The sequence below is a fragment of the Paenarthrobacter sp. NCHU4564 genome (genome assembly GCF_052156435.1).
Classification (GTDB): Bacteria; Actinomycetota; Actinomycetes; order Actinomycetales; family Micrococcaceae; genus Arthrobacter.
Genome location: NZ_JBQLIS010000016.1, coordinates 62,145 through 77,545 on the forward strand (window position 1 = coordinate 62,145; position 15,401 = coordinate 77,545).

A 15,401-nucleotide genomic window follows, 5' to 3' on the forward strand; every position below is an offset into this window, starting at 1 on the left:
GGGGAGTGAATGATTTCCTACCCATAATTCTGTCCATTGTGGCTGCGCTCGTCGTGGTCGGCGGGCTGGTACCGGTGCTGATGAAAGCCCGGAAAACCGGGTCACGGTACACGGGAACCCGCGATGCCAACGACCCCGTCCAGGCCCCGGCGGCAGGCGGCGGAACCTTGGTGGAGGACCGACCGGCTCCCACGCCGCCGGCCCCTCCCTTCGATGGAACTGTAGAAGAGACCGACGTCCCGGACGACGCCGCCGGCCTGGAAACCATCTCCGTTGAGACTCCCGCGCCAGTGGAAGGCCGCCTGAACCGGCTTCGCGCACGCCTGGTGAAGTCGAACAACATCCTGGGCAAGGGGCTGCTGGCCCTGCTGTCCGGCGACAAAATCGACGAAAACGTGTGGGACGAGGTCGAGGAAACCTTGCTCCTGGCGGACCTCGGCACCGAACCCACCATGCAGCTGGTCGAGTCGCTGCGTGAACGTGTCAAGGTCCTGGGGACCCGTGATCCGGAGCATGTCAAGGCCATGCTCCGTGAAGAACTCATCAAGCTCGTGGACCCCTCCATGGACCGCTCCCTGAACGTCGCCCGCCAAGGTGACCGGCCCGCCGTCGTGCTTGTTGTCGGCGTCAACGGCGTGGGCAAGACCACCACGGTGGGCAAGCTGGCGCGCGTGCTGGTGGCTGAAGACAAGGACGTGCTGCTGGGGGCGGCCGACACGTTCCGCGCCGCCGCCGCCGAGCAGTTGGCCACGTGGGGCCAGCGTGTCGGGGTCCCCACGGTCAAGTCGGACATTGACGGCGCCGACCCCGCTTCGGTGGCGTATGAAGCCGTCAAGGCGGGCATCGACCAGGAAGTGGATGTGGTCATGGTGGACACCGCCGGCCGCCTCCAGAACAAGACGGGCCTCATGGACGAGCTCGGCAAGGTCAAGCGCGTCATCGAGAAACTGGCGGAAGTGGACGAGGTCCTGCTGGTCCTGGATGCCACCACGGGGCAGAACGGCCTGAACCAGGCCCGGGTCTTCGCAGAGGTGGTCAACATCAGCGGCATCGTGCTGACCAAACTGGACGGCACCGCCAAGGGTGGCATCGTGGTGGCCATCCAGAAGAGCCTCGGCGTCCCCGTGAAGCTCATCGGTTTGGGCGAAGGTCCGGATGACCTTGCGCCGTTCGACGCCGAAGGATTCGTGGACGCCCTGCTGAACTAGCGCCGTCCGCCCGTGGACCCCAGGGGTTCACGGGCGGGCAGCCAGGCAGCTGCCGCCAGCAGGAGGATCCCGCCGGTGGCTGCGAAGGCCGGACCGTACCCCCAAAGGTCGGCAATGAGCCCGGCTACCACGGGACCAACAATGGCCCCGGTGTCGGCAGCCATCTGGAAGACAGCCAGGACCTTGCCGCCGGAGCGGCCCCTGCCGATCACATCGGCAACGGCCGCCTGCTGGGCAGGGCCCAGGAGGCCCGACCCGAAGCCCGCCACGGCGGAGGCTGCCAGCAAGGCCACGAGGTCCGTGGTGAACCCGATGAATCCGGTGGCCAGACCCGTCACCACCAGGCCAGGCAGCAGCAGCGGTTTGCGGCCCCACGCGTCGGCCAGCCGCCCGGAGAACGTCAAGGCGGCTGCGTTCCCTACAGCGAAGACGGCCAGTGCCCACGCTGCGGTTTCCGGCCGGGACTGCAGGACAGCCACCGCGAACAGTGGAATGGTGGCCATGCGGACGCCGAAGGTGGCCCAGCCATTGCTGAAGCTGGAGAAGACGGCCGCGCGGTAAGCCGAATCGGCCAGGGCCTCCTTGAGCGGCATGGGAGGGGCTGCGGCATCGTCCTGGCGTGTCACGCCCGAGCCGCTGAGCATGGTCCGCACCACCAGGGCTGCCAGCAACAGGGCAGCAGCATAGACAAGGAACGGAATCCTGAGCCCGAAGCCCGCCAACAGCCCGCCCACCACAGGACCCAGGACGCTGCCGATCAGGAACGCCGAAGCGTAGGCGCCGGACACCCTGCCGCGCCGTTCCGGCGGAGCCAGCCTGATCAGCAGGCCCATGGCAGCAACTGTAAACATCACCGAACCCGCCCCGCCCAGGCCGCGGAAGACCAACAGTTGCCAGTAATCCTGCGCAAAGGCGCACGCAGCGGTGGAGACGGCCACGATCAACAGGCCGGAGACGTAGACGTTCCGCTCCCCGAAGCGTCCGATCAATGATCCGCCGGCTGGGGCGAAGACCAACCGCATGAAAGCGAAGATGCTCACGATCACGGCAGCGGCGGTGGCGCCGACATCGAAGGTCGCGGCAAACTGCGGCAACACGGGTGCCACCAGGCCGAAGCCCAGGGCGATCAGGAAGGCAGCGGCCAACATCACCTTGATGTCGCGGGGAAGTGGTTCCTTTTCCGGCTTCACCCTCGTCGATTCAAGGGATCCGGGGGACTTGGCCATGCAGTGCTTGTCCTTCTTTTTCTGGTGGCTCGGGGCATATGTAACGCCTGAAACATACCCGTAACAACCACGATATCCACCATTTACGTTGGGGAGGTTGTTGTAACGGGCCCGCAATGTAAAACCTGCGCAGGTGAAACACAGCGGCACAAAACTCTTTAAGCAGGACGCACAAAGCGTCAGGTCAGCGGACGAACCGCAGAACTAGCAAGAGAGGAACGTGCACCATGGAACTTACCGCAGGTCACGTATGGGTCATGGTGGCGGCGGCGCTCGTGCTGTTGATGACTCCCGGTTTGGCATTTTTCTACGGCGGCATGACACGCGCCAAGGCAGCCCTGAACATGATGATGATGAGCTTCATCTCCATTGGCATCGTGGGCGTCGTCTGGGTGCTGTGGGGCGCTTCCATGAGCTCGGGCGAGGGCTTCCTGCAGATTGTCGGCAACCCCTTCGCCACGTTCGGACTTGAGGGCATTACCACCCCGGACGGCCTGATCAAGGTCGGCTACGCCGCAACGTTCGCCATCATCACCGTGGCGCTGATCAGCGGTGCCATTGCAGACCGCGCCAAGTTCGGCGCCTGGAGCCTCTTCGTGCCGGTGTGGGTCACCCTGGTGTACTGCCCCTTGGCCTACATGGTCTGGGGTGGCGGCCTGTTTGGTCCCGAAGGCGCCATCGGCCAGGCACTCGGCCCGGCCATCGACTTTGCAGGCGGAACCGTCGTGCACATCAACGCCGGCGTAGCGGCCCTCGTCCTGGTGCTCATCATCGGCAACCGCCGCGGCTTCGGCAAGGACCCCAACCACCGTCCGCACAACATTCCGTTCGTCATGCTGGGTGCAGCAGTGCTGTGGTTCGGCTGGTTCGGCTTCAACGGCGGCGCAGCAACTACTGCTGAGCAGGGCGGCCTGATCTGGATCAACACCCTCGCAGCACCGGCTGCAGCAATGCTCGGCTGGCTCATCACCGAACGTATCCGCGACGGACACCCGACCTCCCTGGGTGCCGCATCCGGTGTCGTCGCCGGCCTCGTGGCCATCACTCCGGCCTGTGCCAACGTCAGCCCTGTCGGTGCGTTGGGACTCGGCCTGGTGGCAGGCGTGGCTTCCGCCCTGGCGGTCGGCCTGAAGTTCCGCTGGGGCTTCGATGACTCCCTTGATGTTGTGGGCGTCCACCTGGTCTCCGGCGTCATCGGCACGGTGGCCCTGGGCTTCATCGCCCTTCCCACGGACGGCGTTGGTGGCGGCCTCTTCTACGGCGGCGGCTGGGCCCAGATGTGGGCACAGCTTGCAGCAGCAGGCATCGCGATCGCTTTCTCGGCCATCCTGACCGCCATCATCGCGTTCGCCATCCACAAGACCATGGGCTTCCGGGTCTCCACCGAACAGGAGAACGTGGGTGTGGACCTCAGCCTCCACGCGGAAACTGCTTACGAGTTCGGTGTGGGTGGCCACGGTGGAAGCTTCCAGCCGCTGCATGACGCGGTGACCGGCAAGGGCGACGCCCCGTCAGAAGGCAAGGCTCCGGCACAGGCCAAGGTTCCCGCAGAAGGCAAGGAGAGTGTCCAGGCATGAAACTCATCACAGCGATCGTCCGTCCCGAGAAGCTTGACGCAGTCCGGGAGGGCCTGGAGGCCTACGGAGTCCAGGGACTGACGGTCAGCGCAGCAAGCGGCTACGGCAGGCAGCGCGGCTACACCGAGGTGTACCGCGGCGCCGAGTACAACGTGGACCTGCTGCCCAAGATCCGGATCGAGGTTCTCGCTACGGACGAACAGGCCGACGACATCCTGGATGTCCTGATCGCCAGTTCCAACACCGGCCGCGCCGGTGACGGGAAAGTCTGGACCGTGGACGTATACGAGGCCGTTCGGGTCAGGACGGGGGAGCGCGGCGCAGCCGCCATCTGATCCCGGGCATGATGAACGGGCCGGGTACCGCACAGGTACCCGGCCCGTTCTGTCTTTTGGCTTACGCCCCGGGCAGGACGACGGCGGCAGGCGGCAGCGGCTTGCCTAACCCCCGACGGCGGTCGGCCAGGACGCCGGACCCGCGCTGCCGGCGTCGTACTCCTCCAACGGGACGGCGCCCCGGGACCAGGCGTGCAGCACCGGTTCGATGATCCGCCAGCAGTCTTCCGCGGTGTCGCCACGGACAGACAGCAGGGGGTCCCCGGCAAGGATGCCCTCCAGCACTTCGCCGTAGGGAAGCATGCCCGCGGCGTTCAGTTCGGCAAGGAGGCTCGCGCGGTCCAAGGTGAAGATGTCGCCCGGGCCGTTGACGTCCACATCCAGCTGCAGCACATCCGGCCCGAATCCAATCCGGAGCTGGTTGGGCGAATCCACGCCGGAGAACCCGACCGGCAGGTGCGGCACCGGCCGGAACGTGACGATTGCCTCCTTGCGTTTGTGGCCCATCGCCTTGCCCGAGCGCAGGATGAAAGGCACCCCTTTCCAGCGCCAGTTGTCGATGTCCACGCGGACTTCGGCGAGCGTCTCGGTCTCCTTGGCCGGATCCACGCCGGCCTCGTCGATGTAATCGGGAACATGCCGCTCGCCAAGGGTGCCGGCCGTATACCGGGCCCGGCGGGTGGAGTCGCGGTAGGGTGCTTTGATGCTGCTGGCCCTCAGTACGGTGGCTACGGCATCCCGGAGGTCGCGTTCGTCGATGCTGGCGGGAGCGTCAATGGCCAGGAAAGCCATGATGTGCAGCAGGTGGCTCTGGATCATGTCGCGCAAGGCGCCGGCGTTGTCGTAATAGCGCGCCCGGCCTTCCAAGGCGAGATCTTCATCGAAGATGATCTCGACCTTTTCAATGTGTTCGCGGTCCCACACCGGCTCCAGGAAGCGGTTGGCGAAGCGCAGGCCCAGGATGTTCAGCACCGTCGCCTTGCCCAGGAAATGGTCCACGCGGTGGATATGGTCCTCCGGCACCAATTTCACCAGTGTCCGGTTCAGGTCGCTGGCCGACGCCGTGCCCGAACCGAAGGGCTTCTCCAGGACCAGCCGGGTTCCGGGTGGAACCTGCTCGGGCCGGAGGATTTCGCACGCTTTCTGGCTGACCTGCGGGGGCAGTGCGAAGTAGACGGCCACGGGACCTTCCAGCGAGGCCAGCAGTCCGGCCAGGGGGCCGTCGGCGGTCACGTCCACCTGATGGTAGACCGTGGTCGCGGCGACCGCGGCAAGGTCCCGTATTCCCTCCGGCCCCGCGGACTTCAGGGCAGCTGCGAAGGCTCCGTCAACCCGTTCCTTCCACTGGCCCGGGGTCCAGGGGTCGGACCCGGCGCCGACCAGTTTCAGGCCTGACGCCCTGCCCGTCGCCAGCAGCCCGGCCAGCCCCGGCAGCAGCAACCGTCCCGTCAGGTCTCCCGAAGCACCGAGGATGAGCAAGGTTTTCACAGTTGTTTTGCTGGTCACTGTGCCAGCATGCCATCTTGTAGGCTCGACTTGGTACCCTAGATAGTCGTCAAGACTCCGGCGGGCCGCAGTGGCCCCATTCGCAGACCATCGAAAGAAGTGCACGGCGCGTGTTCAATTCACTCTCTGACCGCTTGACAGCAACCTTCAAGAACCTCCGCGGCAAGGGCCGCCTCACGGAGGCCGATGTCGACGCCACAGTCCGGGAGATCCGTCGTGCCCTTTTGGACGCCGACGTTGCCGTGCCGGTGGTCCGCGGGTTCACGTCCCGGATCCGCGAACGTGCCCTCGGTGCGGAAGTATCCGCTGCGCTGAACCCCAGCCAGCAGATCGTCAAGATCGTCAACGAGGAACTCGTGGAGATTCTTGGCGGCGAAACGCGGCGCATCCGCCTGGCCAAGAACGGCCCCACCATCATCATGCTGGCCGGCCTCCAGGGTGCGGGCAAGACCACCCTCGCCGGCAAGCTGTCCAAGTGGCTCAAGGCCCAGGGCCACAGCCCCCTGCTGGTCGCCTGTGACCTCCAGCGCCCCAACGCCGTAACGCAGCTCCAGGTCGTGGGCCAGCGTGCCGGCGTTCCCGTCTTCGCGCCTCATCCCGGTGCAACGTCCGAGGTGGAACACCCTGCAGGCGACCCCGTCGCCGTTGCGCAGGCCGGTGTTGCCGAGGCCCGTCAGAAGCTCCATGACGTTGTGATCGTGGACACCGCAGGACGTCTTGGCGTGGACGCCGAGATGATGGACCAGGCCCGACGCATCCGCCAGGCAATCATCCCCAACGAGGTCCTGTTCGTCATTGACGCCATGATCGGCCAGGATGCCGTGAACACGGCCATGGCTTTCGACGAGGGCGTCAACTTCACGGGTATCGTCCTGTCCAAGCTCGACGGCGATGCCCGCGGCGGTGCCGCGCTGTCTGTTGCATCGGTCACCGGCAAGCCTGTCATGTTTGCCTCCACTGGTGAAGGCCTCGACGACTTCGAGCTGTTCCACCCGGACCGCATGGCTTCCCGCATCCTGGACATGGGCGATGTCCTCACCTTGATCGAGCAGGCGGAGAAGGCCTGGGACAAGGAAGAAGCCGCCCGGATGGCAAAGAAATTTGCCGACCAGGAAGACTTCACCCTGGACGACTTCCTCGCCCAGATGCAGCAGATCCGCAACATGGGCTCCATGAAGAAGATGCTCATGATGATGCCGGGAGCCCAGAACATCCGGCAGCAACTGGAGAACTTTGACGAGCGGGAGATCGACCGCGTCGAGGCAATCGTGCGTTCCATGACACCGCATGAGCGCGTGGCTCCCAAGATCATCAATGGTTCCCGGCGGGCCCGTATCGCCAAGGGCTCGGGCGTTCATGTTTCTGAAGTCAACGGCCTCTTGGAGCGGTTCGCCCAGGCACAGAAGATGATGAAGAAGCTCGCCCAGGGCGGCGGCATGCCGGGGATGCCGGGAATGCCTGGCCTGGGTGGCCCTGGTGGCGGGCGCAAGGGCGGCAAGAGCGCGCCGAAGAAGAAGGCGCGTTCGGGCAACCCTGCCAAAGCCGCCCAGGAACTGCGCGACGCCGAAGCCAAGCGGGCTGCGGCCGCATCGGCGCCCACGGGGGCTGCGTTCGGCCAGGGTGCCCAGGACTTCGATCCGTCCATGCTTAACCTCCCCAAGGGCTTCGACAAGTTCCTGGGCAAGTAGGCAGCCAACCCCCGGTTGGGATGTCAGTGCCGTGGAATACGCTTGGTCAATGCAGAAGCAGCGCGTTGTTTTTGTCCACGGCCTGGGCAGTTTCGGCGCTGCGGCCTGGCCCAAGCAACATGGCATGGCTTTGGACTATGACGCCTTGTTCCTCCGGCGCCATGGTTTCCATCCGGTGGAGGAGCCGTTGTCATCGGATGTGGCAGCGGACGTTGAAATCCTCGTCGGTGCGCTGGCAGACGTCGGCGGAGGCCATGTCGTAGCCCATGAACAAGGGGCGATCGCTGCCATGTTGGCAGCCCTGGACCGGCCGGAACTGGTGTTTTCCCTCTCCCTGGTGGAGCCGGTGTGCCTGTCCCTGACCGCTGAACTGCCCGCGACGGCAGCGCACCGGGCGCTGATGGAACCGCTTTTTGACGTGCGGACCCAGCTCAACGACGCCGACTATGAACGCGAGTTCTACCGCCGTGCGTTTTCATCCGTGGCAGGCGTGCCCGATACACCCCAGGCCAGGCGCTCTGCCCGGCGGCTCAGGTTGCAGGCTCCGCCCTGGGAAGCCCCCTTGCACATCGTTCCGGGGGTCCCCACGCTGGTGCTGACCGGCGGTTGGGAGCCCCTTTACGAAGAGATCGCCGCGTACCTCCAGGAAACCGGTGCCCTCCGGCGCGTGGCCGCGGGAGGGCACCGGCCCCAGGACTCGGTGGAAGGTGACCGGATCATCCGATCGTTCATCGCCGAGGTCGGGCGGACTATGTCAGTTCGCGCGTCCTGAGGCTGCCGGTACCTGGAGTTCCGGCAGGTAGACCTTGCCTCCAGCTGCGAGGAATTCCTCGCTTTTCTCCCGCATGCCGCTGTACATGTCGGCGATCGCGGCCTGCGCTTCGGCCGAACCGTATTCGTCGCGGATGTCCTGGCTGATGCGCATGGAGCAGAACTTGGGGCCACACATGGAGCAGAAGTGCGCGGTCTTGGCCGGTTCGGCCGGAAGCGTCTCGTCGTGGAACGACTCCGCGGTCACCGGATCCAGGGACAGGGCGAACTGGTCCCGCCACCGGAACTCGAAACGCGCCTTGGAGAGGGCATCGTCACGTTCGTTCGCCCCAGGGTGTCCCTTGGCCAGGTCCGCGGCGTGGGCGGCGATCTTGTAGGTGATGACGCCGGTCTTGACGTCGTCCTTGTTCGGCAGGCCAAGGTGCTCCTTGGGTGTCACGTAGCAGAGCATGGCCGTGCCGTAGCGGGCGATCTCCGTGGCACCGATGGCGGAGGTGATGTGGTCATAACCCGGGGCAACGTCTGTCACGAGCGGCCCGAGGGTGTAGAACGGAGCCCCCTTGCACAGTTCCTGCTGGCGTTCCACATTCTCCCGCACCAGGTGGAAAGGGATGTGGCCCGGTCCTTCGACCATGACCTGGACGTCGTATTCCCAGGCTCGCTGGGTCAGCTCGGCAAGGGTGTCCAGTTCGGCGAACTGCGCGGCATCGTTGGCGTCGGCTGTGGCTCCGGGGCGGAGGCCGTCACCGAGTGAGAAGGCAACGTCGTACTGTGCGAAGATCTCGCACAGCTCATCGAAATGCGTGTAAAGGAAGTTCTCCTTGTGGTGGGCCAGGCACCAGCCGGCCATGATGGAGCCACCGCGGGACACGATGCCCGTGACCCGGTTGGCGGTGAGGGGCACGTACCGCAGGAGGACGCCGGCATGGATGGTCATGTAGTCCACACCTTGCTCGCACTGTTCGATCACCGTGTCACGGAAGATTTCCCACGTGAGGTTATTGGCCTCACCATTGACCTTTTCCAAAGCCTGGTAGATCGGAACCGTGCCGATGGGCACGGGTGAGTTCCGGATGATCCATTCGCGGGTCGTGTGGATGTCATCTCCCGTGGACAAATCCATGACGGTGTCTGCGCCCCACTGCGTGGCCCACTGCAGCTTGTCGACTTCCTCGGCAATGGAGCTGGTGACAGCCGAGTTGCCGATGTTGGCGTTGATCTTCACCAGGAAGGCCTTGCCGATGATCATCGGTTCCGATTCCGGGTGGTTGATATTGTTCGGGATGATGGCCCGCCCTGCAGCGACTTCGCTGCGGACCAGCTCCACGTCGCAGTTCTCCCGCAGGGCCACGAACCGCATTTCCGGGGTGACGATGCCCTGCCTGGCGTAATGCATCTGGGTGACGGTCTTGCCTTCGACGGCGCGGCGGGGCACCGGTTGTGCACCCTTCCACTCCGCAGACGCTGCTCCGCGCCGCACGGCCGACTTGCCGTCGTCGAGCAGGTTGCGTTCCCGGCCCGTGTAGCTTTCCGTATCGCCGCGTTCCTCGATCCAGGCCTTCCTGAACGGTTCCAGACCGACTACCGGATCACTTCCCGGGCCGGCCGTGCGGTACACCCGCAAAGGATCGTTGGCCTGCCCGTTGGGGGAGGGTTCCAGGGCGATCTCGGTCACCGGTACGCGGATGCCGTGGCCCGGATCCTCCACCCAAGCCAGCGAATGGGACTTCAGCGACTGCGTGACGGCTTCCCCGGCCGGAGCAGTCTGGTTCCGGGCAGGGCTGTGCTGTGTTTCTGTGGTGCTCAAGGATTACTCACTTCCTTCGCCGGCATTACCCGGACAGGTTCGACGGTCGCAGACTGCTTCAGCCCGATCTCAGCCCCTGCAAGGGCTCCCGTGTGGTCAGGGAAGAAGCTACCACAGGGGCAGCGGGTGCTCCCAGTCACAAGCTTTCGAAAGGGGCGGGGCGGGGTTCGTCGCACTAGGCTTCTGCCATGGCCAACATCATTGAATTCAGCGGTCCGGTGCTGGTTGCAGCCGATGACGAACGCCGGGGATTGTGGTCAGTTGACGGAAAGCTGACTTTTGAACGTCCCGCAACGCCGCCGGACAGAGTGCTTGCCGGATGGGTGCTGCCGGGCTTCGTCGACGCGCATTGCCACATCGGGCTGGGGCCCGGTGGTGCGGTGGATGAGGAGACCACGCTCGCCCAGGCCATGGCGGACCGGAACGCCGGAACGCTGCTGATCCGCGACGCCGGTTCGCCCGGCAATACCCGCTGGGTCCAGCAAAGGGAGGACCTTCCGCGCCTCATCCGGGCCGGCCGGCACATTGCCCGCAGCAAGCGGTACCTGCGGGGTCTGGGCCACGAAGTCGAGCCGGATGAACTGGTGGAGACCGTCCGGAAAGAAGCGCGCGACGGCGATGGCTGGGTCAAGCTGGTGGGCGACTGGATTGACAGGGGAGTGGGGGACTTAACCGCGTCATTTCCAGCCGGGGTCGTCAAGGAAGCCATAGCTGCCGCGCATGACGAAGGCGCCCGGGTTACCGCGCATTGCTTCGCGGAACAGACCATCGACCACATGCTGGACGGCGGAATCGACTGCATAGAGCATGCCACCGGGTTGCTGCCGCGGCACATCCCGCGCCTCGTGGAACAGGATGTTCCGATCGTTCCCACCCTGGTCAACATTGCCACCTTTCCCGACATCGCGGCGCAGGCCAAGCCAAAGTTTCCCGACTACGCGCAGCACATGACCAGCCTGTGGGAACGCCGGCGCGAGCGGGTTTTTGAAGCCTATGAGGCCGGCGTTTCCATTTATGCCGGCACTGACGCCGGCAGCGTCATCAAGCATGGCCGGATCGCCGACGAGATGCAGGAACTGCACGACGCCGGCCTGCCGCCTGCCGCGGTGCTGAATGCCGCCACGTGGGGTGCCAGGGCATGGTTGGGGACGGAAGGAATCAGCGAGGGGGCACCTGCCGATGTGGTGGTGTGCCGCGAGGATCCCCGTCAGGAGCTTGCCACCGTCCACCGGTTGAGCCACGTGGTCTTAAGGGGCAACGTCGTCCGCTGGGAATAAATTGAAGCTTCAAGTAATTTAAAGAGGTAGAACGAGCCGAAAAGCGGCCACCTTGATCACCGGGAGCTTCGCATGACCACTTCATCCAGCCAGGACCTGCTGCCTGCCGATCTCTCCATGGGCACTGTCATGCTCAAAGTGGGCGACATGAAGCTCATGAGCGACTACTACCAGCGCGCCTTGGGGTTGCAGGTGGTCGCCGAACAGGACGGCGGGCTGTACCTGGGCCGCCTCGGCAAGCCCGTAGTCCACCTGGCTCCGGCCGCAGGCCTGCAGATTCCCGGCAGGGGCGAGGCCGGCCTCTTCCATACTGCGATCCTGTTCGAAGACCAGCCCGCCCTGGCCGCGACCATTGCCACTGCCGCGCAATACGAGCCCCGTGCCTTCGTCGGCAGTGCCGACCACCTGGTCAGCGAGGCGTTCTACTTCACCGATCCCGAAGGCAATGGCATCGAGTTGTATTACGACAAGCCCCGGAGCGTGTGGCAGTGGGACGGAAAGAACGTGGTCATGGACAACGTTGCCCTGCCGCCGCAGGCCTACCTTCAGCAGTACCTGAGCGAAGAGGCGGTGACGGGCCAGGCCCGGGCCGGTGCCGGCGTCGGGCATGTCCACCTTCAGGTAGGCGACGTTGCGACGGCGCAAAAGTTCTACGTGGACACTCTGGGGTTCGAGCGGACCGCCGGCTGGCACGGCCAGGCCTTGTTCGTCTCGGCGGGCGGCTACCACCACCACATGGCCATGAATGTCTGGAACAGCCGCGGTGCCGGGCCGCGCCGGGACACGCTGGGCCTGGGTGAAGTCCTGATTGAAGTCCCTGGCGACGACCACGTCCTGGCGTTGGCGGACCGGCTGAAGGTTGCGGGCCTGTCCAGCCACCACACAGGCAAGGAGCTTCGTTTTGAGGACCCGTGGCGGAACCAGTTGCGGGTGGCGGTCGCGGGGCCCGGCCTGCACTAGGCTGGGCAATGTTGGAGCAGGGGCCGGCATGTCCTGCGCCCCTGCCGTGTCAGCACGACGGAATGGGATGACTTTCCATGGGCTTTGCCGAAATTTTTGTAGCCACCCACGATGAAGCACTCAAGCGGGCCGCCGCCCTCGACGGCGGAGCCGGCGTTGCCGGATCTGCTGTCCGGATTGACGGCATCAGTGACTTTGAGGTTGAACAACTCGGTGACCTCGCCGGGCAGGCGGTCCACGCAGCCGGAGCCGACTATGAGCTGGCCCTGGTGGATGTCACCAGCGATGCCCTGCTTGGGGTCCCCGAAGCGATGGTTCGCGCGTTGGCTGAATTGCTGACGTATGAAAGCGAAGGTGACGGCAATGTCCTTGATGATGTCGCCGAGGCCTGGGCAGGGCAGGAAGACATGCCTTTCGGGGCGGCCGAGTCCAAAGGGTACGTCCAGCAACTGGCAGCCCTTGCCTCCGATGTGGAGAAAGCGGACCGCGCCGGGCTTTACGTCTGGTCGGTGTCCTGACCCTCGCATGAAGGTGGACGTGACCAAGTCCACAGGGGTGGAGTCCGGCCAAGTCGTAATTGTGCGGCCCATCTGGCACAATGGACAGGTACTCGATCGGTGCGGCCCCTCTCTCCGTGCTCGTATCTTGTCCTTCGAACCCCCAAGTATGGCCCGCCCCACGGGTGCAGAACGTCGGGTTCAACCCCGTTTCAGAAACAGGAGTGACCACAAAAGTGGCCGTAAAGATTCGCCTTAAGCGCCTCGGTAAGATGCGCGCACCGTACTACCGCATTGTTGTCATGGACTCCCGCGCCAAGCGCGACGGCCGTGCCATCGAGGAAATCGGCAAGTACCACCCGACCGAGGAGCCCTCGTACATCGAGGTCGCTTCCGAGCGTGCCCAGTACTGGCTGTCCGTTGGCGCCCAGCCCACCGAGCAGGTTGCTGCGATCCTCAAGATCACCGGTGACTGGCAGAAGTTCAAGGGCCTGCCTGGCCAGGAAGGCACCCTGAAGACCAAGGCTCCGAAGGAAGCTTTCGTGGCTCCGGAGAAGGGTTCCGTCATCATTCCGGAAGCCATCACCAAGAAGGCCAAGAAGGACGACGCCGAGGCCGAAGCTGCTGAAGCAGAGACCACCGAGGCTGAGTAAGTTGCTGGCAGAAGCGCTCGAGCATCTGGTCCGTGGGATCGTTGACAGCCCTGAGGATGTCAAGGTCAGTGCCAAGAACAACCGCCGTGGGGAATCCCTCGAAGTGCGGGTTCACCAGGACGACCTCGGCCGGGTAATCGGCCGCCAGGGACGCACCGCCCGTGCCTTGCGCACTGTGGTTGCAGCCTTGGCTGGAGGCGAGCAGGTCAGGGTCGACGTCGTCGACACCGACCGTCGCCGGTAACGCGCTCAGCAGCATTTGCCTCAGGTCCGGCCCCTTCACCGAATATGGTGGAGGGGCCGGACTGCTTTCTCGACAATCAGCTCCAGTAAGAATCCCATCAGCGCCCACCCGCCGGCACGGCACGGGGCACAACAAGAATCCAGAGGAATCCATGCAGCTCCAGGTGGCCCGGGTCGGCAAACCACACGGTATCCGCGGCGAGGTGACAGTCCAGGTGCTCACCGATGCTCCGTCCGAGCGGTTCGTTGCCGGGACAGAGTTTTTGGTGGAGCCGGCCACGGCAGGTCCCCTGACCATCCGCAGCGCCCGGTGGAACAAGGACATCCTCCTGCTGGGCTTCGAGGAAGTGCCGGACCGCAATGGCGCCGAACTGATCCGCGGGGCCAAGCTGTTCATCGAAACCGACGACCTCGACGAGGTGGACGACGAAGGCTGGTATGAGCACGAGCTGGTCGGCCTTGAGGCGCGGGTAGGAAACCAGGCGGTAGGCAGGATTGCCGCCCTGAACACCATGCCGGCCCAGGACCTGCTGGTAGTCGAAACCCCCGGCGGCAAGGAGATCCTGATCCCGTTCGTGGACGAAATCGTCCCCGAGGTCAATGTGGACGGCGGCTACGTCCTCATTACTCCCCCCGCGGGGCTCTTCGAGCTTAACGATGACGACGCCGGCACGTCCGATGGAGACGATGCCTGAATGAGGATCGACGTCGTCAGCATCTTCCCGGAGTACCTGGCTCCGCTGGAGCTCTCACTTATCGGCAAGGCACGCCAGGACGGAATCCTGGACCTGAAGGTGCACGATCTCCGCACGTTCACCACTGACAGGCATCGGACCGTGGACGACACTCCTTATGGCGGCGGCGCGGGCATGGTCATGAAACCTGAGCCATGGGCGCAGGCGCTGGAGTCCGTGATGGAGAATACCGATGCCAAGCCCGTCCTCATTGTTCCCTCGCCGGCGGGGGAGCGGTTCAACCAGGCGCTGGCCTATGAGCTCGCAGAGGAGGAGCAGTTGGTGTTCGCCTGCGGACGCTACGAAGGCATTGACGAACGCGTCATTGATTGGGCCCACGAACATTTTACCGTCCGCCCCGTGAGTCTGGGAGATTATGTGCTCAACGGCGGGGAAGTGGCGGTGCTCGCCATGGTTGAAGCCATCGGACGTCTTCTCCCGGGGGTTGTTGGAAATCCCGAGTCGCTCATCGAAGAGTCCCACTCCGACGGGCTGCTTGAGTATCCGGTCTACACCAAACCGTCCTCCTGGCGGGACCACGAGGTTCCGCCGGTCCTGCTCAGTGGCAACCACGGGAAAATCGCCCAGTGGCGCCGCCACGAACAGTTCCGCAGGACCGCCGAGCGGCGGCCGGACCTGCTCACCGGCTTCGATGCCACCGGCTTGAGCCGCGCCGACCGCAACGCTTTCGCGGACCTGGGGTACGACGTCGTTGATGGCCGCCTTCGCGCCCGTCCCGGCGGCGACGGAAAGCCGTAGCTGAGCACCGTCGTCGTACTGGTGCGGCTGACTGGTGCGGCTGAGCGGGAAATTGGCCTGAAGGCAGGGGCCTGTGGCAGAATTAACCCTTGTGTCTGCTGGGCTGGCACCTGCCACAGGGGGAGTTCAGCCAACAGCCAGGCAACCCGGCCACGCCAAC

Annotated in this window: 15 protein-coding genes and 1 riboswitch; of the genes, 12 read left to right on the forward strand and 3 right to left on the reverse strand. The window is 64.8% G+C overall.

The annotated features are described in order from the left end of the window. The first annotated feature begins 5 nt into the window (after positions 1–5). Positions 6–1,208, forward strand: a complete 1,203-nt coding sequence (gene ftsY, locus ACSVIE_RS15670; RefSeq protein ID WP_442424442.1) for a signal recognition particle-docking protein FtsY — start codon at positions 6–8, stop codon at positions 1,206–1,208. Here ftsY and ACSVIE_RS15675 read toward each other — a convergent pair. Continuing rightward, on the reverse strand, positions 1,205–2,584 hold the full coding sequence (locus tag ACSVIE_RS15675) for an MFS transporter (protein WP_426003039.1): 1,380 nt from the start codon (positions 2,582–2,584) through the stop codon (positions 1,205–1,207). The genes ftsY and ACSVIE_RS15675 overlap by 4 nt on opposite strands. 77 nt (positions 2,585–2,661) lie before the next feature. Here ACSVIE_RS15675 and ACSVIE_RS15680 point away from each other — a divergent pair, with 77 nt between their 5' ends. Then, positions 2,662–4,011 (forward strand): ammonium transporter, encoded by a 1,350-nt coding sequence (locus ACSVIE_RS15680; RefSeq protein ID WP_442424443.1) that lies wholly within the window; start codon positions 2,662–2,664, stop codon positions 4,009–4,011. Then, positions 4,008–4,346 carry a P-II family nitrogen regulator gene (locus tag ACSVIE_RS15685; RefSeq protein ID WP_426003035.1) on the forward strand — a complete coding sequence of 113 codons (339 nt, stop codon included), beginning with the start codon at positions 4,008–4,010 and terminating at the stop codon, positions 4,344–4,346. The genes ACSVIE_RS15680 and ACSVIE_RS15685 overlap by 4 nt, the downstream gene beginning before the upstream one ends. A 105-nt stretch (positions 4,347–4,451) precedes the next feature. Here the strand turns inward: ACSVIE_RS15685 and ACSVIE_RS15690 are convergent, their stop codons facing one another. Beyond that, on the reverse strand, positions 4,452–5,852 hold the full coding sequence (locus ACSVIE_RS15690; RefSeq protein WP_442424444.1) for a glucose-6-phosphate dehydrogenase: 1,401 nt from the start codon (positions 5,850–5,852) through the stop codon (positions 4,452–4,454). A 110-nt stretch (positions 5,853–5,962) separates the two neighbouring features. On the opposite strand from ACSVIE_RS15690, the gene ffh reads away from it, so the two are divergent. Beyond that, positions 5,963–7,540 (forward strand): signal recognition particle protein, encoded by a 1,578-nt coding sequence (gene ffh / locus ACSVIE_RS15695; RefSeq protein ID WP_426003032.1) that lies wholly within the window; start codon positions 5,963–5,965, stop codon positions 7,538–7,540. Positions 7,541–7,589: 49 nt separating this feature from the next. Next, complete coding sequence (locus ACSVIE_RS15700) at positions 7,590–8,312, forward strand: alpha/beta fold hydrolase (RefSeq protein WP_442424445.1); 723 nt, start codon at positions 7,590–7,592, stop codon at positions 8,310–8,312. On the opposite strand, the gene thiC is transcribed toward ACSVIE_RS15700, so the two are convergent. After that, complete coding sequence (thiC, locus tag ACSVIE_RS15705; RefSeq protein ID WP_442424446.1) at positions 8,295–10,118, reverse strand: phosphomethylpyrimidine synthase ThiC; 1,824 nt, start codon at positions 10,116–10,118, stop codon at positions 8,295–8,297. The genes ACSVIE_RS15700 and thiC overlap by 18 nt on opposite strands. Next, a riboswitch (TPP riboswitch) is annotated at positions 10,113–10,220 on the reverse strand. Its footprint overlaps the gene before it by 6 nt. An 86-nt stretch (positions 10,221–10,306) precedes the next feature. On the opposite strand from thiC, the gene ACSVIE_RS15710 reads away from it, so the two are divergent. From ACSVIE_RS15710 to trmD, 7 genes are all read left to right on the forward strand, one after another. Further along, a complete protein-coding gene (locus tag ACSVIE_RS15710) occupies positions 10,307–11,395 on the forward strand; it encodes an amidohydrolase family protein (protein WP_442424447.1) in 1,089 nt (362 codons plus the stop codon). Between the two features lie 72 nt (positions 11,396–11,467). Further along, complete coding sequence (locus ACSVIE_RS15715; protein WP_426003026.1) at positions 11,468–12,355, forward strand: VOC family protein; 888 nt, start codon at positions 11,468–11,470, stop codon at positions 12,353–12,355. A gap of 77 nt (positions 12,356–12,432) precedes the next feature. Then, entirely contained in the window at positions 12,433–12,873 is a 441-nt protein-coding gene (locus ACSVIE_RS15720) for a hypothetical protein (protein ID WP_426003025.1), read from the forward strand. A gap of 215 nt (positions 12,874–13,088) precedes the next feature. Continuing rightward, positions 13,089–13,505, forward strand: a complete 417-nt coding sequence (gene rpsP / locus ACSVIE_RS15725; RefSeq protein ID WP_426003024.1) for a 30S ribosomal protein S16 — start codon at positions 13,089–13,091, stop codon at positions 13,503–13,505. A gap of 1 nt (position 13,506) precedes the next feature. Further along, on the forward strand, positions 13,507–13,749 hold the full coding sequence (locus tag ACSVIE_RS15730) for an RNA-binding protein (RefSeq protein ID WP_207614856.1): 243 nt from the start codon (positions 13,507–13,509) through the stop codon (positions 13,747–13,749). A 151-nt stretch (positions 13,750–13,900) separates the two neighbouring features. Continuing rightward, positions 13,901–14,443 (forward strand): ribosome maturation factor RimM, encoded by a 543-nt coding sequence (gene rimM / locus ACSVIE_RS15735; RefSeq protein ID WP_426003023.1) that lies wholly within the window; start codon positions 13,901–13,903, stop codon positions 14,441–14,443. Further along, the gene (gene trmD, locus ACSVIE_RS15740; protein WP_442424448.1) at positions 14,444–15,241 is read left to right on the forward strand and encodes a tRNA (guanosine(37)-N1)-methyltransferase TrmD; all 798 of its coding nucleotides are present in this window, start codon (positions 14,444–14,446) and stop codon (positions 15,239–15,241) included. It abuts the gene before it with no gap. Positions 15,242–15,401 lie beyond the last annotated feature (160 nt).

Bases quoted from the DNA above. Each gene is read 5' to 3' on its own strand.
- ACSVIE_RS15680 (WP_442424443.1), top strand. From the start codon at position 2,662: ATGGAACTTACCGCAGGTCACGTATGGGTCATGGTGGCGGCGGCGCTC.
- ACSVIE_RS15685 (WP_426003035.1), top strand. From the start codon at position 4,008: ATGAAACTCATCACAGCGATCGTCCGTCCCGAGAAGCTTGACGCAGTC.
- ACSVIE_RS15700 (WP_442424445.1), top strand. From the start codon at position 7,590: ATGCAGAAGCAGCGCGTTGTTTTTGTCCACGGCCTGGGCAGTTTCGGC.
- ACSVIE_RS15710 (WP_442424447.1), top strand. From the start codon at position 10,307: ATGGCCAACATCATTGAATTCAGCGGTCCGGTGCTGGTTGCAGCCGAT.
- ACSVIE_RS15715 (WP_426003026.1), top strand. From the start codon at position 11,468: ATGACCACTTCATCCAGCCAGGACCTGCTGCCTGCCGATCTCTCCATG.
- ACSVIE_RS15720 (WP_426003025.1), top strand. From the start codon at position 12,433: ATGGGCTTTGCCGAAATTTTTGTAGCCACCCACGATGAAGCACTCAAG.
- rimM (WP_426003023.1), top strand. From the start codon at position 13,901: ATGCAGCTCCAGGTGGCCCGGGTCGGCAAACCACACGGTATCCGCGGC.
- trmD (WP_442424448.1), top strand. From the start codon at position 14,444: ATGAGGATCGACGTCGTCAGCATCTTCCCGGAGTACCTGGCTCCGCTG.